The 24,167-nt window shown below is 39.1% G+C and carries 25 protein-coding genes and 1 tRNA gene; 6 read left to right on the top strand and 20 right to left on the bottom strand.

Annotation, left to right across the window (positions count from 1 at the left end):
- Positions 1 to 49: 49 nt before the first annotated feature.
- The 13 genes from ED557_02005 to guaB form a co-directional block, all read right to left on the bottom strand.
- A tRNA-Ser gene (locus tag ED557_02005) sits at positions 50 to 134 on the bottom strand.
- A gap of 6 nt (positions 135 to 140) precedes the next feature.
- Positions 141 to 1,034 (bottom strand): ATP synthase F1 subunit gamma, encoded by an 894-nt coding sequence (atpG, locus tag ED557_02010; protein RNC85569.1) that lies wholly within the window; start codon positions 1,032 to 1,034, stop codon positions 141 to 143.
- Between the two features lie 3 nt (positions 1,035 to 1,037).
- Entirely contained in the window at positions 1,038 to 2,654 is a 1,617-nt protein-coding gene (locus tag ED557_02015) for a F0F1 ATP synthase subunit alpha (protein ID RNC85570.1), read from the bottom strand.
- Between the two features lie 23 nt (positions 2,655 to 2,677).
- On the bottom strand, positions 2,678 to 3,232 hold the full coding sequence (atpH, locus tag ED557_02020) for an ATP synthase F1 subunit delta (GenBank protein RNC85571.1): 555 nt from the start codon (positions 3,230 to 3,232) through the stop codon (positions 2,678 to 2,680).
- A gap of 11 nt (positions 3,233 to 3,243) precedes the next feature.
- Complete coding sequence (gene atpF, locus ED557_02025) at positions 3,244 to 3,759, bottom strand: ATP synthase F0 subunit B (GenBank protein ID RNC85572.1); 516 nt, start codon at positions 3,757 to 3,759, stop codon at positions 3,244 to 3,246.
- Between the two features lie 13 nt (positions 3,760 to 3,772).
- Positions 3,773 to 3,994, bottom strand: a complete 222-nt coding sequence (atpE, locus tag ED557_02030) for an ATP synthase F0 subunit C (protein RNC85573.1) — start codon at positions 3,992 to 3,994, stop codon at positions 3,773 to 3,775.
- 45 nt (positions 3,995 to 4,039) lie between these two features.
- A complete protein-coding gene (gene atpB / locus ED557_02035; protein RNC85574.1) occupies positions 4,040 to 5,095 on the bottom strand; it encodes an ATP synthase F0 subunit A in 1,056 nt (351 codons plus the stop codon).
- Positions 5,095 to 5,466 carry a hypothetical protein gene (locus ED557_02040; protein ID RNC85575.1) on the bottom strand — a complete coding sequence of 124 codons (372 nt, stop codon included), beginning with the start codon at positions 5,464 to 5,466 and terminating at the stop codon, positions 5,095 to 5,097. The genes atpB and ED557_02040 overlap by 1 nt, the downstream gene beginning before the upstream one ends.
- Before the next feature lie 5 nt (positions 5,467 to 5,471).
- Positions 5,472 to 5,708, bottom strand: coding sequence for an AtpZ/AtpI family protein (locus ED557_02045; protein RNC85576.1), 237 nt, complete (start codon positions 5,706 to 5,708; stop codon positions 5,472 to 5,474).
- Entirely contained in the window at positions 5,684 to 6,127 is a 444-nt protein-coding gene (locus ED557_02050) for a polymer-forming cytoskeletal protein (GenBank protein RNC85577.1), read from the bottom strand. Before ED557_02050 ends, ED557_02045 begins: the two co-directional genes overlap by 25 nt.
- 4 nt (positions 6,128 to 6,131) lie before the next feature.
- Positions 6,132 to 6,986, bottom strand: a complete 855-nt coding sequence (locus tag ED557_02055; GenBank protein RNC85578.1) for a M23 family metallopeptidase — start codon at positions 6,984 to 6,986, stop codon at positions 6,132 to 6,134.
- A 32-nt stretch (positions 6,987 to 7,018) separates the two neighbouring features.
- Entirely contained in the window at positions 7,019 to 8,275 is a 1,257-nt protein-coding gene (locus ED557_02060; GenBank protein RNC85579.1) for a glycosyltransferase, read from the bottom strand.
- Positions 8,276 to 8,286: 11 nt separating this feature from the next.
- Entirely contained in the window at positions 8,287 to 9,774 is a 1,488-nt protein-coding gene (gene guaB / locus ED557_02065; protein ID RNC85580.1) for an IMP dehydrogenase, read from the bottom strand.
- 122 nt (positions 9,775 to 9,896) lie between these two features.
- On the opposite strand from guaB, the gene ED557_02070 reads away from it, so the two are divergent.
- Positions 9,897 to 10,664 carry a hypothetical protein gene (locus tag ED557_02070; protein RNC85581.1) on the top strand — a complete coding sequence of 256 codons (768 nt, stop codon included), beginning with the start codon at positions 9,897 to 9,899 and terminating at the stop codon, positions 10,662 to 10,664.
- 28 nt (positions 10,665 to 10,692) lie between these two features.
- Here ED557_02070 and ED557_02075 read toward each other — a convergent pair whose 3' ends face one another.
- Together ED557_02075 and ED557_02080 are read right to left on the bottom strand one after the other, a co-directional pair.
- On the bottom strand, positions 10,693 to 11,169 hold the full coding sequence (locus ED557_02075) for a hypothetical protein (protein ID RNC85582.1): 477 nt from the start codon (positions 11,167 to 11,169) through the stop codon (positions 10,693 to 10,695).
- Between the two features lie 130 nt (positions 11,170 to 11,299).
- Positions 11,300 to 11,647, bottom strand: a complete 348-nt coding sequence (locus ED557_02080) for a hypothetical protein (GenBank protein ID RNC85583.1) — start codon at positions 11,645 to 11,647, stop codon at positions 11,300 to 11,302.
- Positions 11,648 to 11,814: 167 nt separating this feature from the next.
- Here ED557_02080 and ED557_02085 point away from each other — a divergent pair, with 167 nt between their 5' ends.
- Positions 11,815 to 12,342 (top strand): biopolymer transporter ExbD, encoded by a 528-nt coding sequence (locus ED557_02085; protein ID RNC86144.1) that lies wholly within the window; start codon positions 11,815 to 11,817, stop codon positions 12,340 to 12,342.
- A gap of 146 nt (positions 12,343 to 12,488) precedes the next feature.
- Here the strand turns inward: ED557_02085 and folD are convergent, their stop codons facing one another.
- The 4 genes from folD to ED557_02105 are packed head-to-tail and all read right to left on the bottom strand — an operon-like array spanning position 12,489 to position 16,684.
- On the bottom strand, positions 12,489 to 13,379 hold the full coding sequence (folD, locus tag ED557_02090; protein ID RNC85584.1) for a bifunctional methylenetetrahydrofolate dehydrogenase/methenyltetrahydrofolate cyclohydrolase FolD: 891 nt from the start codon (positions 13,377 to 13,379) through the stop codon (positions 12,489 to 12,491).
- A gap of 2 nt (positions 13,380 to 13,381) precedes the next feature.
- Positions 13,382 to 14,755 carry a sigma-54-dependent Fis family transcriptional regulator gene (locus ED557_02095; GenBank protein ID RNC85585.1) on the bottom strand — a complete coding sequence of 458 codons (1,374 nt, stop codon included), beginning with the start codon at positions 14,753 to 14,755 and terminating at the stop codon, positions 13,382 to 13,384.
- A 12-nt stretch (positions 14,756 to 14,767) separates the two neighbouring features.
- On the bottom strand, positions 14,768 to 16,210 hold the full coding sequence (gene dacB / locus ED557_02100) for a D-alanyl-D-alanine carboxypeptidase/D-alanyl-D-alanine-endopeptidase (GenBank protein ID RNC85586.1): 1,443 nt from the start codon (positions 16,208 to 16,210) through the stop codon (positions 14,768 to 14,770).
- Positions 16,211 to 16,213: 3 nt separating this feature from the next.
- A complete protein-coding gene (locus ED557_02105; protein ID RNC85587.1) occupies positions 16,214 to 16,684 on the bottom strand; it encodes a PTS sugar transporter subunit IIA in 471 nt (156 codons plus the stop codon).
- Positions 16,685 to 16,833: 149 nt separating this feature from the next.
- Between ED557_02105 and ED557_02110 the strand changes: the two genes are divergently transcribed.
- The 4 genes from ED557_02110 to ED557_02125 are packed head-to-tail and all read left to right on the top strand — an operon-like array spanning position 16,834 to position 20,774.
- Entirely contained in the window at positions 16,834 to 17,502 is a 669-nt protein-coding gene (locus ED557_02110) for a hypothetical protein (GenBank protein RNC85588.1), read from the top strand.
- Positions 17,502 to 18,686, top strand: coding sequence for an AAA family ATPase (locus ED557_02115; GenBank protein ID RNC85589.1), 1,185 nt, complete (start codon positions 17,502 to 17,504; stop codon positions 18,684 to 18,686). The genes ED557_02110 and ED557_02115 overlap by 1 nt, the downstream gene beginning before the upstream one ends.
- A complete protein-coding gene (locus tag ED557_02120) occupies positions 18,683 to 19,510 on the top strand; it encodes a diaminopimelate epimerase (GenBank protein RNC85590.1) in 828 nt (275 codons plus the stop codon). The genes ED557_02115 and ED557_02120 overlap by 4 nt, the downstream gene beginning before the upstream one ends.
- Positions 19,488 to 20,774, top strand: coding sequence for a DUF5103 domain-containing protein (locus ED557_02125; protein RNC85591.1), 1,287 nt, complete (start codon positions 19,488 to 19,490; stop codon positions 20,772 to 20,774). The genes ED557_02120 and ED557_02125 overlap by 23 nt, the downstream gene beginning before the upstream one ends.
- A gap of 6 nt (positions 20,775 to 20,780) precedes the next feature.
- Here the strand turns inward: ED557_02125 and ED557_02130 are convergent, their stop codons facing one another.
- On the bottom strand, positions 20,781 to 24,158 hold the full coding sequence (locus ED557_02130; protein RNC85592.1) for a hypothetical protein: 3,378 nt from the start codon (positions 24,156 to 24,158) through the stop codon (positions 20,781 to 20,783).
- Positions 24,159 to 24,167 lie beyond the last annotated feature (9 nt).

The raw sequence follows: 24,167 nt of genomic DNA on the forward strand, positions 1-24,167 counted from the left end.
CTTTAGCTTTTATTTAAAACAAAAATAGCCCCTTTGGGGCTATTTAATGCGGAGAGTGAGGGATTCGAACCCCCGGTACCTTGCGGTACAACGGTTTTCAAGACCGCCGCATTCGACCACTCTGCCAACTCTCCAATAAATCAATTACCGCTTAACGCCTGAGCTCCAGAAACAATTTCTGAAATTTCAGTAGTAATAGCACTCTGTCTAGCCTGGTTGTACTTGAGCCGAAGATCTTTTTCAAGGTCCTTTGCATTTTCTGTAGCACTATCCATAGCCGACATCCTAGCACCCTGCTCTGAAGCATTAGATTCTAACACTGCTTTCCAAAGCTGCATATTTAAATGCAAAGGTAACAGCTTTTCCAGAATGGCTTCTGCATCAGGCTCGAAAATATAATCAATCGCTTCTTTAGAAACACCATCGTCGGTGCCAGCAATAGCTTCAGGATCGATAGGAAGTACTTTCTCCACCTTTCTGTTCTGAGCGATCACTGATTTGAATTCATTATATGCCAGATATACCTGATCAAACTCTTCATTAATGAAACGATCAGTTACTTCACTCATGATTGTTGAAGTTGGAGCATATTCCAGACTATCAAAAAAACCGGGATGGCTTTCGACTACATTATATTTTCTTTTCTCAAAGTATGCTGTCGCTTTCTTACCAATTGTGATTAATGATAATGTGCCTTGATCTCGGTGTGCCGAAAGATTGGTTTCAATAGATTTTTCTACTTCTTTGAAGAGATTATTATTGAAACCACCACACAAACCTCTATCCGAACCGACAACAATCATTACTACCTGCTTCACATCTTCAGGGTTTCTCATGATTGGATTATTAGCAGAATTACTCCCTACTAACCTTCCAACAACATCCTGAATCTTTGAAGCATAAGGGCGAGTACGAACCATTCGTTCCTGAGCTTTCCTAAGCTTAGCAGCAGCAACCATTTTCATGGCTTTGGTAATCTGCTGGGTATTATTTACCGTACTAATTCTGTTTCGTATGTCGCGTAAATTTGGCATCTATCAGGCTTCCTGAGCAGCTAAAAGTTGATCGATTACTGTATTTGCTGTAGCAATTACTTCAGCTCCAAACTCATCACTAAGCACACCGCTTACTGCCAATGCTTCCATCTCTTTATTGTATTTGGTTAATACATTTTCGAGGAATTGAGATTGGAATTCGCTGATCTCGCTTACAGGAAGCTTATCTAATAATCCTTCGGAATTTACTTTCAAAAGAACAATTTCTTGCTCTACAGGAAGTGGCTGGTATACATCCTGCTTCAACAATTCAGCAGTACGCTCACCACGACGTAATTGAGCCTGGGTAGCCGGATCAAGATCAGAACCGAACTTAGCAAAAGCTTCAAGTTCTCTGTACTGAGCCAAATCAAGTTTTAATGTACCAGAAAGTTTCTTCATTGACTTCACCTGAGCAGATCCCCCTACCCTCGATACCGAGATACCTACGTCAATTGCAGGGCGGATACCTGAGTTGAATAAATCGGTGTCAAGGAATATCTGACCATCAGTAATCGAAATTACGTTAGTCGGGATATAAGCAGAAACATCACCTGCCTGCGTTTCAATTACAGGAAGTGCTGTAAGAGATCCACCACCCTTTACTTTTGGCTTTAATGAGTCAGGAATGTTATTCATCGACTGAGCAACACCATCATCATCAATAATTTTTGCTGCACGCTCTAATAATCGACTGTGAAGATAGAATACATCACCAGGATATGCTTCACGGCCAGGAGGTCGCTTAAGTAGTAGTGACAACTCACGGTAAGCCACTGCCTGCTTTGATAAATCATCATAAATAACCAGGGCATGACGGCCTGTATCTCGGAAGTACTCACCTACCGTTGCTCCTGCGAATGGAGCGATATATTGCATCGGAGCAGCTGAACTTGCTGGTGCGCTGATAATTACTGAATATTCGAGCGCTCCGTTTTCTTCTAGTACCTTTTTGATTCCCGCAACAGTAGAAGCCTTTTGGCCTACAGCTACATAAATACAGAATACTGGCTTTTCAGAATCCTGAGTAGCTTTTTGATTTAAGATAGTATCAATAGCTACTGAAGTTTTTCCAGTTTGACGGTCTCCAATAATAAGCTCTCGTTGACCTCGTCCAATAGGAATAAGTGAGTCAATCGCCTTAATACCAGTTTGAAGTGGCTCAGCTACAGGCTCACGGTAGATTACTCCGGGAGCTTTTCTTTCAAGTGGAAGCTGAATGGTTTCACCAGTAATAGGTCCTTTACCATCTACCGGATTTCCAAGTGGATCAATTACGCGACCTAATACTCCTTCACCAACACTGATAGAAGCAATATCTTTAGTTCGCTTTACGGTATCCCCTTCCTCTACAGCACTTGAAGATCCAAAAAGTACAATACCAACATTGTCTTCTTCAAGGTTAAGTACCATACCGGTAGCTGCGTTACCATTTTCATCCTTCGAATCTGGAAGAACTACTAATTCTCCGGCTTCTACTTGAGAAAGTCCATATACACGTGCAATACCATCACCTACTTCAAGTACGGTACCTACATCATATACATCGGCTTCATTGTCAAAGCCTGATAGTTGTTTACGTAATATGGCTGAAACTTCGTCGGGTCTGACTTGGCTCATTGTTTTTTAATTTCTGAATCGTTCTAATTCAATTCCATGGAGGTTTCCAGGAATGTTTGTTGAAGTTGCTCGAGCTTATGTTTTACAGTTCCGTCAATAACTGTATCATCGATTTTCACCATCAACCCACCTTTTAATTCAGGTTGTTCTTTCAAATCTAACTCTACTTTTTTCGATGTAGAGTTCTCAAGCGCTTTTTTTAGATTGGTAACCTGTTTTGCATCTAGTGAAGTAGCGGTTCTCACTTCTACCTCAATAATACCAGCGTATTGATTGTATTGATGGATAAAGGCAACGGTAATCTCGTGGAGAATAGCCGCACGTTCCTTCGAAGCAATCAATGATATAAATTCAGCAGTAAGTTTGTTCACTTCCTTGCTGAATAATGTTGAAAGAGCGGCTTTCTTGTCGTCAGGTTTTATAATTGGGCTTTTAAGAAATGCTATTAATTCCTTAGAGCCATCAATCGTATTTTTGACAAACAAGATATCTTTAAGGATGGGATCAACCACCTTTTGCTCTTTTGCTGTTTCTAATAAAGCTGTAGCGTAACGTCGAGCTGCTTTAGATACCAACATAGGTTATCAAATTAATTTTTTGACAAATCGTCGATAAAGTTATCGACCAATTTGTTGTTCTTTGTTGCGTCTAATTCTGAATCAAGAATAGTTTCTGCAGCTTTGATAGCCAGATTGGCTACTTCTTGCCTAAGTTCGGTAAGCGCTTGCTTCTTTTCTTGTTCGATAGACGCTCTTGCTTGTTCTACAATTTGAGCGGCATCTTCTTTGGCTTTCGCAATTAGGTCGTCACGGAGGTCATTTGCCTCTTCTTTCGCCTTTTTGCGGATTTGCTGTGCATTTGCTTCAGCTTCACGGAGTGCTTTCTCATTATCTTTTGAGATTTGCTCCGCTTTGGCCAATGCTTGTTCAGCAGATTCCAAAGAATCTTTAATCTTGGCTTCCCGCTCATTTAGCGATTTCATGATTGGCGGTACTGCATACTTCATCATCACCAGGATAAATATAATCATGGAAATCAAAATCCAGATCGCAAAACCAGGGTTAAATGATAGGATACCGCCTCCGCCTGCTAAAAGGAAAGTCATGGAAATGCCTTATTTATTGTCCGATTCCAAGAGCAAGAAGGATACAAATCACCGCACCAAGAAGGGCAACACCCTCGATGAAAGCGGCAGTAAGAATCATAGCGCCACGAATTTCGCCTGACGCTTCTGGTTGTCGTGCAATACTTTCAGTTGCACCTTTACCGATCATTCCAATTCCAATTCCAGCTCCTAAAGCTACGATTCCAGCTCCAATGCCAGCTGCTAAAAGTCCCATAGTGTTCTATTTTATTTTGTTATGGTTATTTATGAATAAAATTTCTTACGCAACATGTTCTGCGTTGTAGTGCTCTTCTGCATGATCATGATCTTCAGCTGCCATACCGATAAATACAGCTGAAAGAAGTGTAAAAATATAGGCTTGTAATAAAGCTACAAACACTTTCAATGCATATAGTACCACAGTTAGAGTAACCGAAAATACACTAACACTGATCCCTGCTACATTGCCAAATATGTCAGCAAAAATGAAGATCAACCCTAAAATCGCGATGATCATAATCTTTCCTGAAAGCATATTTGCAAATAGTCGGATTGCCAGAGCAAATGGTTTAGTGAAAACCCCCAAAATTTCTACTGGAGTAAGAATAGCTCTTACCCATGTTGGTACTCCCGGGAACCAAAAAATATGTCCCCAATAATCTTTTGTTCCACTAAACTGAGTGATGAAGAAAGTCATAACAGCTAAAGTAGCTGTCACAGTAAGATCAGCAGTCGCGGTAGCCGCCCATGGCAGCAAACCAAATAAATTCATAAAAGCAATACCCATGAATACTGTGAACAGATAAGGCATATATCTATCAGCTTTATGGGGATCAATGTTTGAACGAGCCACGTCATCTCTGATGAAGACAAATAGTACTTCAAAAATGTTTTGAAGTGCGCCTTTTGGCTCTACGTCTCTTCCAACTCCTTTTTTATATCTGTTGGCCATTGATACGGTAAGCCAAACGGCCAGAATCATACCTAGCCAAAAGTAGATCAAATGCGATGTAATGGAAAAATCCATGATAATGCTACCTCCATCTGCAGGCGTAGCTACCTGATCAACATCTATAAAATTACCCTTTTTTATAAGTGCCTTTGTACTCATTGCCGCATCAAAACGTGTAGCTCCTTGCGCGTCTTCCCAAACAATCATCCTTGGCAGGTAAACTTTGCCCCAGGGCACCTTTAAATAATCGTGATCAACAACTGTCCCCATAACATCTAAAACGGGCTCCTCGTCTCCGTTCGCTGCGTCTGCTGCCAAGATGTTTACGTGATTAATTGCTAAAAATAGTAGGGTAAGAAATAGGCGACGCAGGGTCTTGATCATTACTTTTTACTGCTTTTTTCTACTAGTAGTTTATTGAAGAAAATCATTTCCGTCATAGAATAACAAAGATAGGAAATTATGAAACTAACTGTAAAGTAGATTTCATCAATTTTTGTCGCTCCAAGCAGAATTGAGAAGACTATCAGAACTAAAAAGAACCTACCAATTACAGAAAGAAAAAAAACCTTATTGAAAACCTCCCATTCTCTTTCAAAGAAAGAATCTATTACCCATGCACTTACTAGAATGGACCCCAATCCTAAAAAGATGCCCGACACTACTCCGATAGATTGTGTTTTATTCAATAAAAAAAATGCTGCTACAATAAGTGGCAACATTAATAAGCTTACCTTTAAAAGTTTAGGAAGCATTTTTGCTATTCTTTTTTATTCAGTTTTCTCGCTATTCGAAAAATACTATTAAAGAAGAGTAAAATTCCGACAAAAGCTCCAGCCAGTAGTAACCATGGACTGGTTCCGAAATATTGGTCGAAGAGATACCCGACAAAAAGAGGAACTGCGAGCGTAGCCGCTATTTCCGCTCCTAGCCCAATGTATTCTCTGTATTTTTTGGGAAGATAGCGCTCGCTCAACCTGTAGCTTTTGCTTTTAATTGGGTCCCTTTCTCGTAGTCTGCGTCGCTGGACTGAGAAAGTACTTTGGTATTATCACCCATTCTACAAGCTCCATTAACCTGGGCCCCCTCTTCAACAACCAAGGTTTTGGTATGTATATTTCCATCTACTACTGCATCTTTTCTAAGAATCAAACGGTTCGAAACTCTGACCTCACCTTCAACTCTACCAGCGATATCTGCATCAGAAGAAGTAACATTTCCAACTACTTTTCCTTTACCTGTAATTATCAACTTACCTTTTGAAATGGCCTCCCCTTCAACAGTACCTCCAATTCGAATATCAGAATGGGCGTGAATATTACCTTTAAGCTTGGTTCCTTCACTTATTATGTTAACTGAGGGTGATGTATTTTGTTGATTATTCACTTTGGTAGAGTTTTTATTTCCGTTAAACATGATACTACTGAATTAAATAAATTGTTGGGTCTTGAGGAAATCCATTTTTCCAAATCTCAAGATGTAAATGAGGGCCGGTACTCGAAACCCCCACATCGCCAGTGGTCCCCAGTATATCCCCTTTTATAATAGCATCTCCTACTTTTTTAGTAATAGAGGAGCAATGCTTATACATACTCATAAGCCCACCTGAGTGCTGAACTGCAATTACATATCCATCATTAATAGTCCAGTTCGCTGTAATAATTGTGCCATCTGCGAGCGCTGATATTGGTTCATTTTTACTCGTGGCGATATCAATTCCGTAGTGAGATTCTTCAGGTTCAAATCCCCTTGTGAGAGTGCCTTGAACAGGATATGCAGTGGGAAAGTCTGGAGCCCTCTCAAAAATGTTGGAAAAGAAAACACCCGAGGTATTTAGCTCTGTAGCTGAGAGCTCATTATTGAATGTAGTAAGAGGAACTTCCAAATTTTGTTCTTCATCGAATAAAGAAGAGAATCGATTGTCTAGTACAAGAGTAGTATCTAAGCTTAGGCGAATTACACGTTTCATTTCAGACAATTGATTGTCTCGTGTAATGAGAGAATCTTGCAGCGCTATTACTCTTTCAGTAATTCCTTCGACTCGAGATCTAAGCTCATCATCTTTATTGCTGTATAAAAGCGAACCTAATGGAGTAAACATAAATAAAAGAGCAACGAACATAGAAACTGCTACACATGTAACACCAAAAAAAAAGAATAATCGATTAGGAACCAGTTTAAAAGATTCATCCTCTCCTGGTTTACTATCATCTAACAGTATGATTGTTAACCGTTTAAATCTCCGTTGATATAATTGCTTTAGTAGATCTAGCATAATGTGATTATCCGCTCTTCAATATGCATTAATCATTTTGAAATTTCATTAAATAACTCGGCTAATTGAGCAGTTAATACTTTTCTGTCAAACTTTAAGACAAACTCATCATTCGTTTGTGGCATTGTTTCTTCTTCTAAGTGCTTAATAACCTTTTCAATGTTTGAATAAACATCGTTAACACTTTCCGGATTGGAAATAAATGCCTTGCCATAGTTTTTTAACGTTTCTTTAGCGTCTCCTTCAGGCAGAAGAGCCAAGACAGGTTTTTTTGAGGCCATATATTCATAAGTCTTTCCAAAAGATATAGCTTCAGGCCGTTTTTTGTGATTGTTATTCATCCAAAGCACATCAGCTATTAAAAGGTTTTTTACTGCTTCTTTATGATTTACCTGACCATAGTACACAGTCACATCACTTAGCCCTTTTGCTTCGATAAGTTTTCGATCCCTCTCCGAAAGAAATCCCTGAAAATGAAGCTCAATAACAGAACTATATTTTGGATTCTCCTCGATAAATCTTGACATGGCCTCCAGAAAAATTCCAGGACCGCTTTGAACATAAAATGTACCGCTATAAAGAAATGATATTTTTTTTGGATCAGAATTGAGTTTCGGGAGTACAGAAAAGTCTTCAGAATCAAATCCCTGGGGAATGATTTCTATTCTTGTTGAACATCTTGATGAAAGTGAATCAGCGATATACTTATTTATGGTTATTAGGCAATCTGCATTTTCTATCGTTTTACTTTCAAGACTTCTCATTCTTGAATAATGAAACCTGCTTGGATAGTTAATGAAATGACTGTTAAGCCAGTCATCCCTAAAATCCATTATTAATGGGATATCGAAAATTCTCTTGAGCTTATCGGCTAACATTAAGTTTGAATATGGAGGTGCTGATGCAAAAATCAGATCGATATCTCCTTTTCTTAAAAGCTGTTGTGCCTTTTTATACCCCTCGTTAATCCAACCTTTCTTATTGTCGGGAAGCCAAAAGAAAAGCGAAATCTTTCGGAGAAATGATTCTAGCCAGGTAGGAAAAACTAGTTTTCGTTTTCCTGTTCTATGAAGGGGAGTATTCCCTCTAACTCTATGGATTTCGATCTCCATTTCGTCCAGTTCTTTCTGGAGGGATTCATCAAAAGAATGGTATGCCCCCGGCTCCGGACAAATAACTATGGGATTCCATCCGAACTCTCTTAAATACTTGATGAATTTCAGCGGACGTTGCACGCCACTCCCACCCATTGGAGGAAAGTAGTAGAGAATAAATAATACGCTTTTCATCCCTACCCTAATTACACAGAGTAATTAGGTGCCTCTTTAGTAATTTGAACCGAGTGTGGATGACTTTCTTTATAAGAAGCCGCAGATATCTGAACGAATTCAGCTTTCGTTTTTAACTCATCAATAGATGACGTCCCACAATAACCCATTGCCGCCCTTAGTCCACCTGACATTTGATGTACCACTTCTCCCAGGTATCCTTTATAGGGTACTCTTCCTTCGATACCCTCTGGTACCAGTTTGTTTATATCATCTTCAACATCCTGGAAGTACCGGTCCTTCGAACCTTTTTTCATTGCCCCAATACTTCCCATCCCCCTATAGGATTTATACTTCCTTGATTCGTAAATAATAGTTTCGCCCGGGCTTTCATCCACTCCCGCGAACATTGACCCCATCATTACCACATCTGCACCTCCGGCTATTGCTTTCGGAATGTCACCTGTTTGCTTGATTCCCCCATCTGCAATAACACCAATTCCGTTATTCTTGCAAAAATCTGCGACTTCCATAACTGCACTTAATTGCGGTACACCTACTCCGGTAACTACCCGCGTAGTACAAATTGAGCCAGGGCCTACGCCAACCTTTACTACATCCGCTCCAGCATCAGCAAGTGCTTCAGCCGCATCTCTGGTTGCAATGTTACCACCGATAACATCAAGGTCAGAAAACTTTTTCTTTATAGCAGATACTGTATTAAGTACTCCTTGTGAGTGACCATGGGCAGTATCAACGGTAATAATATCAACACCTGCATTAACAAGTGCTTCAACTCGATCAATGGTATCAGGTGTTACCCCTACTGCAGCACCTACTCTTAGTCTTCCCATTTCATCTTTACAGGCGTTAGGGAAGTTCATTTTCTTTTCTATATCCTTAAATGTGATAAGTCCGACAAGCTTATAGTTTGCATCTACTATTGGAAGTTTTTCAACTTTGAATTCTTGGAGAATTTCTTCTGCCTGGTGAAGGCTGGTACCTTGTTTTCCGGTAACAAGGTTTTCTTTTGTCATGATATCACCCAGTTTTCTGGTCATCTCAGACTCGAAGCGCAAATCGCGGTTGGTAACTATCCCAATTAAGATCCCTTTTTTATCTACAATCGGAATACCCCCAATTTTATGAACCCTCATCAAATTTCTTGCATCCTGAACAGTAGCGTTTTCACCTAAGGTCACGGGATCAACGATCATACCACTTTCACTTCTCTTAACTAGCCGGACATGCTCCGCCTGGTCTTCTATGGACATATTCTTATGCAACATTGCAATACCCCCTTCTCTGGCAAGTGCAATAGCCAATCGATATTCTGATACGGTGTCCATTGCCGCACTCATTATGGGAACATTCAATGTAAGCTTTGAAGTGAGTTTTACTGATAAATCAACTTCTCGGGGTAATACTTGGGAATAGCCAGGAACAAGAAGCACATCGTCGTATGTGAGGCCTTGCCTTGTGATGCGCTCGAATGAAGACGAGTCATTCATTTTATACATGAAACAAGAGAATTTTGCTTGCGGTTTTTCAAAGATAAGGATATCTGTATGGAAGTGCTTTATCGATTAAACTATTTTTTGGCACTAGCGTAGCAAACACCGAAAAATTTAACAGTGGCATTTTGAGCGAATTGTATTCAAAAAAAGAGATTAGCAAAATTCTTTCCAGAGCTTCTGAAATCCAACAGAGAAAGGATTTATATGGAGATAAAGAGGGGCTCACGGAAAGTGAATTGGTCGAGTTGGCGGCTGAAGTGGGAATTGAAAAGGATTCATTACTTGAGGCCCTTGAAAATGTAAAGCTTCCCAATTCAAAAAATGAGTTCAACTGGTTCAAAGGAACTGCTGCCGTTCAGGATATCCAATTAATTGACGGTGAAATAACTGTTCAAAACTGGGATCAGATCATAAGAGAAGTTCGAAGAACCACAGGTGGAGTTGGAGAATCAAGCAAACAAGGAGATTCCTTTGAATGGGTACAGCGATTTAAAGAGATTGGATTTCGTCATATTTCCTTTACTCCTACAAATGGAAAAACTAAAGTCCAGTATGTATATAAGTGGAATGGCTTAAAGTTTATGACCGGTTTTTTCAGTTTTATGTTTGCTTTTGCTATAGCCGTAATTGCATTTGAAAACTCTACATTCTCTAAAACTTTGAGCTTACCCATCGCTTTTGCTATAGGAGGAATAGGTTCATACCTCAACCGCCTTTATCTCAAACCTTATTTCGAAAAGAAAAAAGCAACAATGCATAGAGTTATGGATGTTATTAGGACTGCATTAAAGAAACAATCTTCCCCTGAGATTGTGATTGAGGATCAGGAAGTCTATAACTCAGAGGAATCTGATGGAATCAATATCAATAAGGTTTCTACTAAAGAGGCTTAATCTTTAGGGCCTTAGTTAGTCGGTCATTTTATTCAATTACCAAAAACGGTAAGGCTAAAGTATCTCGTATGAAAGCATAGTCTGTACTTCCCTCCACCCAAAAGAATATTGAGATAACAATATTTGTTTCACCCGGATCAAGAGCCTTTATGTTAAGGTTTATTTCTTCTCCTCTCATTATTTCAAAATCCGGGTATTCAAAAGAGGAATAATTTTGCCCCCCACTCAAATTTGCCTCAACTATGGAAGGGTCTTGAACCATCATTGAATAATAATCGGCTGGAAAAATCCCTTCATTGCATACACAATCAGGATTTCCGGTACACTCAACATCAAGCTCTACATATTCATCTAACCGAATAGAAGTAAATTCATCACGCTCTAATATAATTTCATTAACAGGCTGTTTTACTACAAGGCTTACACTCGTAGTTGAAGTGGCTCCAAAAAGCCCACAAGAACCTGAGCAACTATTATTTAAAACAGCATAAAATAGAAACACCAAAAGAAGTAAGAATTCTTGAAATCTATGGCAATTCATAAGTATAAAAATGACATATATAGCATCAATCTTTCTAATGAAATAAAATAGAGTTTGCTACATAACAATACACTACGCGCTTTGAAAAACTCTACTAAAGAGGCTTGATCTTTAAGGCATCGATTGCCGCTTTTAGTGTACAGATTCCATCCTGAAAACTGCTCACCCAAAAGTAAATACTATTTCTTCTTTGCTCTACATAAGGATCATTTGTGCAAAAAAGTCCTTTTAATTCCTGAACCATGAACTTCACATCTTCATAGATTTCAATTTTTAGTTCGTCAGGAAGTTTAGACCAACCAAGTAGCGAAAACGCTTCCTGCATCTCTGAATACTCTTCTGAACTCTCTTTTTTAATTCGCTGAAGTAGTGGGGTTACAAAAAGTTTAACTGAACTGGTAGAACTTGTGTTGTAGTTGCTAAGTGCGTTTGCTGGTGTCATGATTGTTTGGCTTTGTTTTTTTGATTTGACCAAACTTAAACATCTGGAGTGACATCATTATGTCACTCAATTTCAAGGAAAAATCTCACATCTAAATGCTAGATATAAGTAAGACGTAATCTCTTTTAATAAAGAAGCTTTGTACTACTAATTAAATGGAGATCATTATGTTTTTATCAAAACGTGAACGAGATGGAGCTTCTATTAACGGCTCATCAATGGCAGATATCGCCTTTCTTCTTCTCATTTTCTTCCTGGTAACTACCACCATCAATGTTGATACCGGTATAGCTATGGTTCTTCCTCCACCACCTGAGGATATTGAAATAGATATACCCGACCGCAATCTTTTGACCATTTTCGTCAATTCGAAAGGTGAAATCTTACTGGATAATCGAAGGGTTGAGTTTGAACATTTGAAACCAGAACTAAAACTATTTATCAATAACTGGGGTACGGATCCTGAGCTTTCCGATTCCCCAGAACGAGCTATTATCTCATTGAAAACTCAGAAAGAAACTCCCTACAAAATCTATATTGATATGCTGGATGAGCTAATGGGGGTGTATGTGGAACTTAGGAATGAAGCTTCTCTAGCCAGGTATGGAGTAGAATTCTCAAGATTATCGGAAGGAAGTGCAAGTAGAAATTATATTAAGGAGCTATATCCTAAAAGAATTTCTTTAGCACAGTAATTATTCTGATTAAATAAGAAAAGGATCCTTTTGCGAGCGTAGCGAAGCAATCTCAAAAACAGGGAGAGTAAATCAGGAGATTGCTTCGTCGATTTCCGCAGTTATATTTAATTTTATCCGCGACTCCTCGCAAAGACCTTTCCTAATCAATCAGGGTAAATACTCTTCTTGGCTGCGAGGAGAGTATTTTTCATGAGCATGGCTACTGTCATTGGACCTACCCCACCAGGTACAGGAGTAATCCAGCTCGCTTTTTTCTTAACGGCTTCATAGTCCACATCCCCGACTAGTTTATACCCTTTTGGTGATGTTTCATCGGCAATACGATTAATACCAACATCAATCACCACTATCCCTTCTTTTACCATTTCCGGCTTAATCAAATGAGGCTGGCCTGCAGCAACTATCAGTATATCTGCATTGATGGTATGCGCAGTAAGGTCTCGAGTATATTTATGGCAAATGGTGGTCGTAGCTTTCCCGGCTGAGTTTTCACGAGATAACATCACAGCCATTGGAGATCCTACGATATTGCTTGCTCCTACTACCACTGCATGTTTTGACTTGACTGGAATGCTATAGTATTTGAAAAGCTCCATAACTCCTGCCGGAGTACAACTTCTGAAACACGGTTGATCAACCGATAATCGCCCTACATTCATAGGATGAAAACCATCTACATCTTTTCGGTGATCAATACTTTCAATTACATCATATTGAGAAAGGTGTGAAGGAAGTGGCATTTGAACCAGTATACCATCTACTGAATCATCATTATTTAGGTCTCGAATTACCTCCTTAAGCTCCTTTGCTGAAATAGTGTCCTGCAATTCAAGGGTATTGGTCTCTATTCCCACGTCTTGACAGGCTTTGGTTTTGGTACCTGTATATACAATAGAGGCAGGGTCATCTCCGACTAACACCACTTGAAGGAAAGGCCGACGATTCCCTTTCGACACCCATTGCTCCACATCCTCACGAACGCTTTGACGAACTAGCTCAGCTACTTTTTTACCGTCTATAATTTCTGCACTCATAATTACCGCTCGATATTATATTTTTTCATTTTATTGTACATATGGCTCCGCTGGATTCCAATTGCTTCTGCCGTCTTCGAAATATTCCAGTCGTTTTTTTCCAATTGTCTTGTAAGGAAGATTTTTTCAGATCTATCTTTGAATTCCTGAAAATCATTTACAGAATCAGATAGCCCCTTTAATTCCTCACTTTTTGATTCTTTAGTGAGGAACATCTGTTTAATTATTTTCGCTGAAATTTGATCTTCAGGTGTTAAAATAGCCAGTCGTTCCACTGCATTCTGTAATTCACGCACATTTCCGGTCCAACTATATTCTGTGAGTTCTTTTAACCCATCTTCAGTAAAATTTACAGCCGAAAGGGAGATATCTTCAGCTTTAAGTTTCTTTAGATATTCACTGGCTATGGTTGCTATGTCCTCCTTTCGCTCCCTTAATGGAGGCACCTGTACAGGAATTACACTAATTCGATGAAATAAATCTTCTCTGAAGTTTTTTTGCCTTATTTCTTCTTCCAGATTTTTGTTAGTAGCAGCAAGTACACGTGTATCTATAGAAATAACCTCACTTCCTCCTACTCTGGTAATTCTGTGTTCTTGTAATGCCCTAAGTACTTTTGCCTGGGCATCCAATGGCATATCCCCTATTTCATCAAGAAATAAGGTACCACCAGTAGCTTGTTCAAACTTCCCTGCCCGGGCAAAATCAGCTCCTGTAAAAGCTCCCTTTTCATGTCCGAATAATTCACTTTCTATTAACTCTGATGGAATGGCTGCACAATTTACTTCTACAAAAGGACCATTACTCTTTGCGCTCTTCTCATGGATCCAGCGAGCTACCAATTCTTTTCCCGTACCGTTTTCTCCTGTAATAAATACCCTCGATTTTGTAGGTGCTACTTTGTCGATAACCTCTTTTACTTTGGTAATAGCTTTACTGGATCCTATGATTTCCTGGACTTTAGGAAGCTTCTTTTTTATCTGTTTAACTTCCTGGCTTAAGTCTCTGAGCGACAATGCGTTTCTTACAGCAACTAATAAGTGATTTAAATCAGGGGGCTTTTCCAGGAAATCATGAGCTCCTTGCTTGGTAGCTTCTACCGCAATTTCAATAGTACCATGTCCCGATATCATAATGACCGGGAATTCATGCCCTTTTTCTCTAATTCCTTTTAGGGTTTCAAGACCATCCATTCCCTGCATTTTAATATCGAGTAAAACAAGGTCTACTCGTTCTCTTTCAACTAATTCAAGTGCCTGAGCCCCACTTTCAGCGATTGAAACCTTGTAACCTTCGAACTCCAGAATCTCTTTCAGAGTACTTCGAATAGCTCGTTCATCATCGGTAACAAGAATATGTGCTTTTGAATCAGCCATCCTCAAAGCTAATCAATATTTCTCATACAGGTAGTTCAAAATCCGTTCATGTACGGCATCAATAGGCCTAACCTTACCGATAAAGTTATTTGCCGCCATACTAACAATCAGTTCTCTACCGGATGAAGTAGTCATATACCCACTTAGTGTCCTAACACCTCCCACGTATCCGGACTTCCCTTTAAAATTATTTTGAAGAGTTGTTCCTCTCATCCGATGACCAATGGTTCCATCTACTCCAGCAATGGACATACTATTATAAAAAGCTGAGAACTCGGGGTGATTCTGCATCTTATAAAGGAATTCAGATAGGATTGAAGTCTTTGTAAAATTTCCTGAGGCCATTCCGGACCCATCCTTCATGATTACATAGGTAGTATCAATTTCCAGATTAGCCAGAAAATTTCTTACCTCTTTGACTCCATCATCGAAAGTTCCTGGGACCCCAAACTTCTCTGCTGCGAGCGTTTTAAGAAGCATCTCGGTATAGAAATTATCGCTTTCTTTGTTAGTCCATTCTATTAACCGAGAGAGAGGTTCTGAGGTGTGAGAAGCCAGTGTAACCAAGTCTGAGAAGCTTTCAGTAGCAACATTTTCTCCATACACTTCTTGTGGGTTCAGATTTAGCATATAAGCTTGCCTTAAGAAACCCTCGAATGAATCAATAAAAAATACTTGAGCTTGGTTAATAGACAGCGATTCTTCTTCTAGATAGCCCTGAGGGAGTTTACTTTTTAATAGAATTCTGTGGCTGCCCAGTTCTCTCCTGTAAAACTCATCATATTCTCGATCAGCTTCTACTATTTCTTGTTCGTTTATAAATTCAAATAGACTCCCATACTCTGGAAACCAGGATATTCTAGGTTTTGCACCGATTTCACCATCTGCGTCAACGACCAAATCAACAGCATTGTTATTAAAAGACAGAGGCGAAATTTCTACTCCATAGTAGAAGCTCAAATCATCCCAATCCCAACCTTTAGGATATCGTTGATTATCAAAGTAGCTTACATCAACTTTAATGTTTCCACTGTAAGACTTGATACCGTTATTCGTTAACTGTCTCAAAAAAGAGTCAAAAACATACTCTCTGTCTCCATCATACATAAAGCCACTAATACTAGGATCACCAGAACCTTTTATAATCAAATCCCCTTCCCAAACTGAATCCTTCAAACTACCCTGCCCATAAATGTTGGTAGTAAATCTGAAATCACTTCCTAATCCATCAAGAATAGCAGCCGTTGTAAATAACTTTTGATTGGAGGCCGGAATTATAAGTTTGCCTGAATTGAATTCCTCTAGAATAATCCCATCACTATCCCTCACACTTATCGACCAAAAAGCTTCCTGATTGGCAGCATTTTCAAGTATCGAAGTTAAATCCTGAGCCAGAGACAGATTCGCAACAGAAAGAAGGAATACAAAGAATGAGTTGCGAACTAAATGAATCATAGATTAGTGAACGAAATACTTTTCTTCTTCCTCTTTAAATGCTTCCAGAATTACTTCTTTTGTAGTAGAAGAAAGAATTTTTTCTCTGAATGAAGCACTATTCATCAGCCTCGAAATTCTGCTCAACAATTTGATATGGTGGCTATGCTTAGAATCAGGGCCTACTAATAGAAAGATGAGCTCTACAGGTTCATTATCAATTGAGTCGTAGTCTAACGGAGTACTTAATTTTGCAAAGGCAGCATAATTGTCATCAATCGCTTTTGTTTTGCAATGTGGAATCGCAAGTCCTTTGCCCACTCCTGTACTCATAACGAATTCTCTTTCAAACACTCCTTCCCTAACCTGCTCTAATGCATCTTCATCCATCTTAGAAGAAAGTAGATCAATCATAGAATTAATTACCTGCTTCTTGTTCTCCACTTCTAGATTAGGAACCACTGTGTCTGCATCAAGTAAAGAAAATAAATTCATTAAGTTATGGATGGAATTAAAGAGTTAACGTTTCAATCAACAGGACTTAGAATATAGGGAGTGAATAGTTATTCAAACAACGGCTTTTTACCAAACATTCTTAACAGATATGACTCCTTTATTAGCATACAGAATACGTATATTTGCGCATGTCCTGGCTGAGATCATCTATTTCTATTTTTAAAAAAGACCTCCAAATCGAATTTAGAACGCGGTTTGCCTTTAATATGGTATTAGCTTTTTTAGTGGCTTCCATGTTATTGATTCTTTTTACACTACGTGCACAACAATTAGATCCCACTCCAAAAAGTGGATTAATATGGATTGTTGTACTATTTGCCGCTCTTTCGGTACTTGGGAGAAGTTTTATTTATGAAACCGACAAGAATACCTATCCATTGCTTCAGGTTTATGCACGGGGCTCGAGTGTTTTTTTAGGAAAATTATTCTTCAATACTTTTTTCACCCTGTTTATAAACCTGGCAACTTTTTTCTTATACATATTCTTTGTGGATCTAAGAGTAGTATCCATTCAAGCATTTATTGGAATACTTCTGCTGGGTACTCTCGGACTCTCTTCTGTTTCTACTCTTACTGCTGCAATAGTATCACAAGCAGATCGAAAAGGAGCCGTTTTTTCTGTTCTTTCAATACCGCTTTTTGTTCCCTTAATCCTCCTTCTTACAAGAGTTACCAAAGCAGCCTTTATTGATGGTAATATCGAAGGTATTCAGGGAGATTTACTCGCTTTAGTTGGCTTTGTGGGTGTTACCATCACAACCGGAACGATACTCTTCGACTATATCTGGGAGGATTGATGAATATTAGTTTCGGAAATAGAAGACTGATCGGACAACACCGGGCAAAGAAACAATTAGAAAGAATCCTTTCTTCTCAAAGGGTTAGCCATGCATACTTATTTTCAGGACCAGCGGGTGTTGGTAAAACTGCTTTCTCCTTGGCTTTAGCAGAAGCGATAAATGGGATTGATCACTTGAGTGATTTAAGCGATTACAAATCAAGCCAAAAATCTTCCTGGTTTACTCACCCGGATATCCACGTGTTCATACCGAAGCCTACTTCAGCAAAAATTGAGGAATTGAGGCCAAGGCTAGAGTTACTTGCTTCCGATCCATATGAAATTATTGGCTTCGCGCAACGCCCCTCACTTACTTCTGATCAATCCTCAAAAAATCTTCAGGCTTTTTACCCTGTGGATTATTTCCGTGAAGAAATCCGTAAGGTCTCGCGCCTTCGCCCAAATGAAGGGAGCCGGGTTGTTATCATCATTACGCAGGTTGAAACTATGCGTAAAGAAACGGCTAATGCCTTTTTAAAACTTCTTGAAGAGCCTAATGACCGACTCATGTTCATTCTTACTACAGAACATTATGAGCAGCTCCTCCCTACTATTACTTCCAGATGTCAACACATTCCTTTGTCGAACTTACAGGAAGATGAGATACGAATGGGCTTGATTGAGATTGATGAGGTTGACGAAAAGGATGCTTCCTACCTGGCTCGAGTCTCAGGAGGAAACTATTCTCAAACTCGATTTTTTAATGCAGATCGTCTAAAAGAAGATCGGGAAAACATGGTTAATTTCCTTCGCTTATCCTTTAGTCAGGATGCTGTAGGAATTTCACATATGGCTCAAGACTGGCAGAGTTCGCTAAACATTGAAGGAATGCTGGCATTACTAAATTTGATGGAGATGTACATCAGAGATCTTATGATTTATAGAGAGACTTCAAACAAAACATTAGTTGCCAATATTGATCAGATAGATTCCATAGAAAAATTTGTTGCGGCTTTAGATAATGCACTGTTAGCAGAAATGATGGAGGAGATAGATAAGCTACGTCCAATGCTTCAGCAGAATGTATCTCCTAAATTAGCTTTTACTGCCCTTGCTTTGAGGTTCTCTAGTCTAATGCGTGGTAAACAACCCTATATTGGTGAGGAAGAACCCTGGAAACACTTACCAGCCTTTGTAGAATGATGGAATTAGAGTTTTATAAAATGGAAGGCGCCGGAAACGACTTCGTTGTCCTTGACAATAGAAAATTAGGTTTGCCACTTGAAGAAATAATCGCCCTTTCTCCTCAACTTTGTGACAGAAAATTCGGAATAGGAGCGGATGGATTATTAGCTCTGGAGAACTCATCGTTACCAGATGTTGACTATACTATGATATACAGAAATGCAGACGGTAGTGATGCCGGAATGTGTGGAAACGGAAGCAGGTGCCTTGCTCTTTTTGCTGCTCATAACGGATTTAATAAAGAACAAACTTTTAATGTTCATGAAGCTATTTACAAAGCTACAGTCGATATAGAACAAGAGCAGGTGAGTGTAAGCTTTCCGGATGTAATAGCTCCAAAAAAATTGAACATCAATAAGAAAAACTATCTTCAGGTATACACTGGAACGGAGCATATAATCAGCTTTGAGGATTTGGATAGGCTCGAAATTGAAGATGAATTAGTGGAAGAAGGTCGATTTATCCGAAACCATCCAGTACTTAACCCTCCGGGTACCAATGTCAATTTTGTATGTCCAAATGAAGACGACTCCATGTATGTTCAAACCTACGAGCGCGGCGTGGAGGATTTAACACTTGCTTGTGGTACGGGGGCCATTGCCTCAGCAATAGGGACTCATTTTATGCAGGAATACAACACAGGAGAATTTAGTTTTGAAGTTATCGTTAAGGGAGGAACGCTCTCGGTTCATTTCAGCTTCGATGAAGCAACAAATACCTATTCAAATATAAAACTCAACGGGCCTGCGCGTTTTGTCTATGCCGGTATCATTAATTTGTAGATTACTAACTATTCCCTTCTTCCTATTTCTGGTATCCTGCTCGAATACAGAAAACCAATTAGTATCCACCCCAGTAACAACCACAGATAATACAAGCCTTCTTCTGGTTCCGAATCAATTAAAAGCTCCTCCGTCTATCAAGGGTGTGCAGCTTTATAGAAAAGGCAATCAGGCCAGTCTTCCTATTATCGAGCTGAATAGTGAGAACAAATTGATTCTTGAATTTGATGAGCTAACCACTCTATCTGGTCAGTTTATCATTCAGTTCAGCCATAGAAATCAAGACTGGTCAAAAAGCGGATTACCTGATCCATGGATAATGGAGGGTATTAATGAACTTGTGTTATTTGGTGGTGAACCGAATAGGACTAATAGGCCAAACTACTTTCATTATTCATTGGAGTTTCCAACCAGAGAAATTGAATTCAAAGTTAGTGGAAATTATTTATTACATGTATTGGACTATAACTCCGGTACAGAATTATTCAGCCTCCCCTTTTTTATTTCAGAACAAGAAGGTGAGCAGGTTCATCAAGTTGAAACTCTATTCAACCAGGGACAGAATGGACAGGCTTTAGACCAGTTATTCGGAGAATACCGTTATCCTGACTTTGTTGAGTTCCCCCAATTCAATTTGTCTTACACTTTTACTCAGAATCGTTTTTGGGGACAATCTCGAAAAGCTGATCAATATAGTTTCACAAATGAAGGGGAAACAGAATTTCACATTTCGAGAGGAAACGCCTTTCCAGCAAGTTTTGATTTTACCAGTCTGAATCTCTCTGAACTAAGTCTACAAAACCCTTCTATTTTTAGCATAGACCCAACAGCAATTCCAACCGAAGTAATTTTAAAAGATGATTTTCTAAACTTCCTTTCCGACCCCTCTCCCACCTTTAATGCTGAATTTGGGCTTCCTGATAAAAGCCTTCTTGCTAGATATTCAGAGGTCAGCTTCCGATTAAACACTGGTGGAAATACAACGATTAACGATTTCTACCTGATCGGAGATTTTAACCAATGGAGCATTTCTGATAGAGAAAAATTGAGATATAACCGAGAATTAGGGGTCTGGGAAACAAAACTGCTCATCAAGGAGGGGAATTACTCTTACAAGTATGTAACTCTTGAGGGAAAAGAAATTGACCCCATTCTATTAAGTGACTCCATAACAAAACGGGATCAGGAGTATGTGAGCTTTGTATACTACCTTGATCCCGATTTACAATACGATCGCTTGCTACATGCCAAGCTTTTTCAATAGTCGGTATTAGAAGTCTATACCAATTGAGAAATAGTGGATTGGATTGCCTTCAAAACCATTTCTACCATAAGACCATCCTATATCATATCGGAAAGGAAGTCCGAAAACGATGGTTCTTAATCCAAATCCCGAACCAATAAGAATGTCTCCATCTAAAGCGGTAATAGGATTTCCATCATTACCTATTATCGGTTCACCATTGGTTGGTACTTCTGTTGTGAAGTTATCCGCATCTTCATCGTAATAAATGATTCGCTCCTCACCGATTCTAAAACTAAGATCAGCATCATTAACATTAAAATTAATTGTTTCATTGGCCAGGTTAACCAAAGATACATTGATGTTTTGTCCCCAAGCAGTACCAACATCAATAAAGAATGCTCCTGTAATGTTGTAAAGAGGTAGTATAGGAACTGCTCCAGGAACTAAAGCCGCAAATAATGGGAACCTGAACTCAGTATTGATGAGTGCAAATTTGTTTCCATAAATAGTATTGTACTCATGACCTCTCAGAGGAACAGCAGGTAACGTAAAGAAAGTATCAGCAAGGCGCTCTAAAGGAATTCCATTGTCTGACCATCTTTGATTAATCCATCCTAGCATACCTCCAAGGAAATACGTTTGCGAATCACGGCCGAATGAAGCACCACTCGAACCTCTAAGTGCGAGTGAATAACCTAAACCTATATTGAAATAGCGCCTGAAATCACCAAGAACAGATGCAAAAGCCGGGGAATCTTCTCCAACACCAGGACTCCCTGATATACCGATAGAATATCTGGTTCCACCCATGGGAGTAATAAAGCCCGGAATATTAAGAGTAGCATCTTTTGTATAGGTAACTTGAGGATACAATAATGAACTCTTTAGATTCTCTGAATTAATAACCGTATTCGGATCAATAAATAAAGCGGTAAATGGAGTAGTAACTACATTGTAATCTCTGGTTAACCCTATCCATGTAAGGCTGGCATCTACCCTTCTGAATTTGTCAATTGGGTATTGCAAACTTAATCCCCCACCAAATGTTCTGAAGCGTAATAACTCTCCTCCAAAAGTCTGGTATTGTCGTGATGAGTGGAAATAGGAAAGAAATACATTCGTTCTCTTTTTCAGGTATCCGTATTGAATAGAATAATTACTATTTCTTAAGTCAGTTTGGAAGTTTGATCCCAATGAAAGCTGGTGATCTCCTAATAAATCACTAATCAAAAATTGAATTGGTGCATAAGCTCCATAGGTTGACAATCCGACCGAAGGGCTGTAAGCAACATCGGTACTGAACCTTAGCCGGTAATCTCTTGGTACGTACCTTCCATCGTCGGTGACATTGTCTTCAAGATCAAAAATAAACTCATCTATTAGAGTAAGTGTACTATCCAAAATTACTTCTTCTGAGAACACATAATTTCTGAAATCAATCTCACCACTTTGTTCAAAAGTGCTGGCCCGTTCTTCATCAGTCATTTGAGCCTCTTCTTCTTCCTTCTCAATTTGAGTCCTCTCAACAGCATTCACAATCCCGACATCAAACATTTCCCGGGCATATAGAGTAGCAGGCACTCTTTCTTCTTGTGTCTCCTGAACCCTTCGCTGTGCCCAGTAATTTTTTACCAAAGGCTCAGTTTTCTTTCTTGAAAAAGGTGATTTCAAAAGAAAGATATCCAGATATCCTTCATTTATTGCTCCAATAGCAATTCTTGAACCGTCGGCACTCATACTAAACTGAGAAACACCAGCCTGAAGGTCGGTAAGTGCATATGCTTTCTTAGTCTCGAAATCATACTCATAAATATTCTGAATACCATTTTCATCAGAATTGAATGTTAATCTTCCAGAGCGTGTCACAGCAGGTTGCTTTTCACTCCAATCACTGGAAGCAGTAATTCGCTCAACTTGTTTTGTATTAATGTTAATCTGATAGATATCTGTTTGGTAGAAATCCAAATCAGCTAATAAACGATATTCTGTTTTATAGGTATTCGTTTCGATCTTTTCTCCCCTGTCCGAAACAAAGAAAATAGATTCAGAATCGCTTGACCATGCGGGCTGGAAATCAGAGAAAAAATCCTGGGTTAAATTTGTTAATTCTTCAGTATCAAAGTTGTAGACAAAAATATCTTGATAAGGACCGATGTTACCATCAAAAGCAATCTTTCTTCCATCGGGTGACCATGCCACAGATTCTATTGCATCAATCGTCTCAAACTCCAGCTTCTCCACTTCTTTAGTCCGATAATTTACCAGAGCGATATCATCCTTCCCTTTCCTTTTCGTTGACAACGCTATGAATTCACCATCGGGTGACCAAGTAATATTTGGGTTTAGAATATTTAGTTCTTCAAAATCTGGATTATCCTCGCCTCGAACTAATGTTTTAAGTTTTCGGCCATTTAATGCATCGATAACAATTACATCGAAATACCCTCTGCCATTTGTGATAAATGCAATCCTGTCTCCTTGGGGTGAAATAGTCGGGCTGGTATTGTATGTACCAAATTCGCCTCTTCGGGTCATTAGCGTAGAGATACTCTTTGCGCTTTCTCGTTCTGCTACTTCAGGGAAGTACCGCTCCTTAAGGCTTTGCTCCCAGCGTTCGGATAGTTCATCAATAGTAAGACCTAAAGCATCTGCAAACCCATATTCAATACTACGGGAAGTCTTTATACGATTTAATATTTCCGCAATTTTTTCTCTACCATATTCTTCAACAATAAAATTCCAAACAGACTGTCCTCCTCTGTATGCATAGTAATTTCTCAAATACCGAATTGGAGGCAAATATCCATTAATAACGGCATCCCTTATAAACATATCTGTATTTGTATCCCATCCAAGTGCTGTATACTCTGCAAGCCCTTCTTCGAACCAAAGTGGAAATACCAATTGAATATTATTCTGAATTATCGACTGGATGTTTCCACCATAGAACATGTCGTTGAACACAGCATGCACAAGCTCATGATGCAATGTTCTTCTGAAGTCATTATAGTCTCCCATAAATGGAACTGTCATCCTGTTTTTCCACTTATCGGTTACCCCACCTATTCCCTCGGTACCAGTCGGGTCAAGTGGTACGACATTTGTCTGAGAGAAATCGTTATGAGAATCATAAACTATTAGAGGAATACGACTTACAATTTCATGGTTAAAATCTTCCGAAAGTTGTTTGTAAGCGGATTCCAGGCTTTGGGCAGAAAACTCAGCAAGCTCGTAATTTTTCTCTCCGTAATAGTAAATATCAAAGTGCTTCGATTGGATGAATCTCCACTCAAAATTTTCATATTGAACACGGTTTTTCCCAAACGGAAAGTACTGTGCTTCTGCTGATGTAATACCAAACCCAACAGCTAAAATCAGAATAGTTACAAACTTTGCTTTCATATCTTACCT

It is taken from the genome of Balneola sp. (genome assembly GCA_003712055.1).
GTDB lineage: Bacteria > Bacteroidota > Rhodothermia > Balneolales > Balneolaceae > RHLJ01.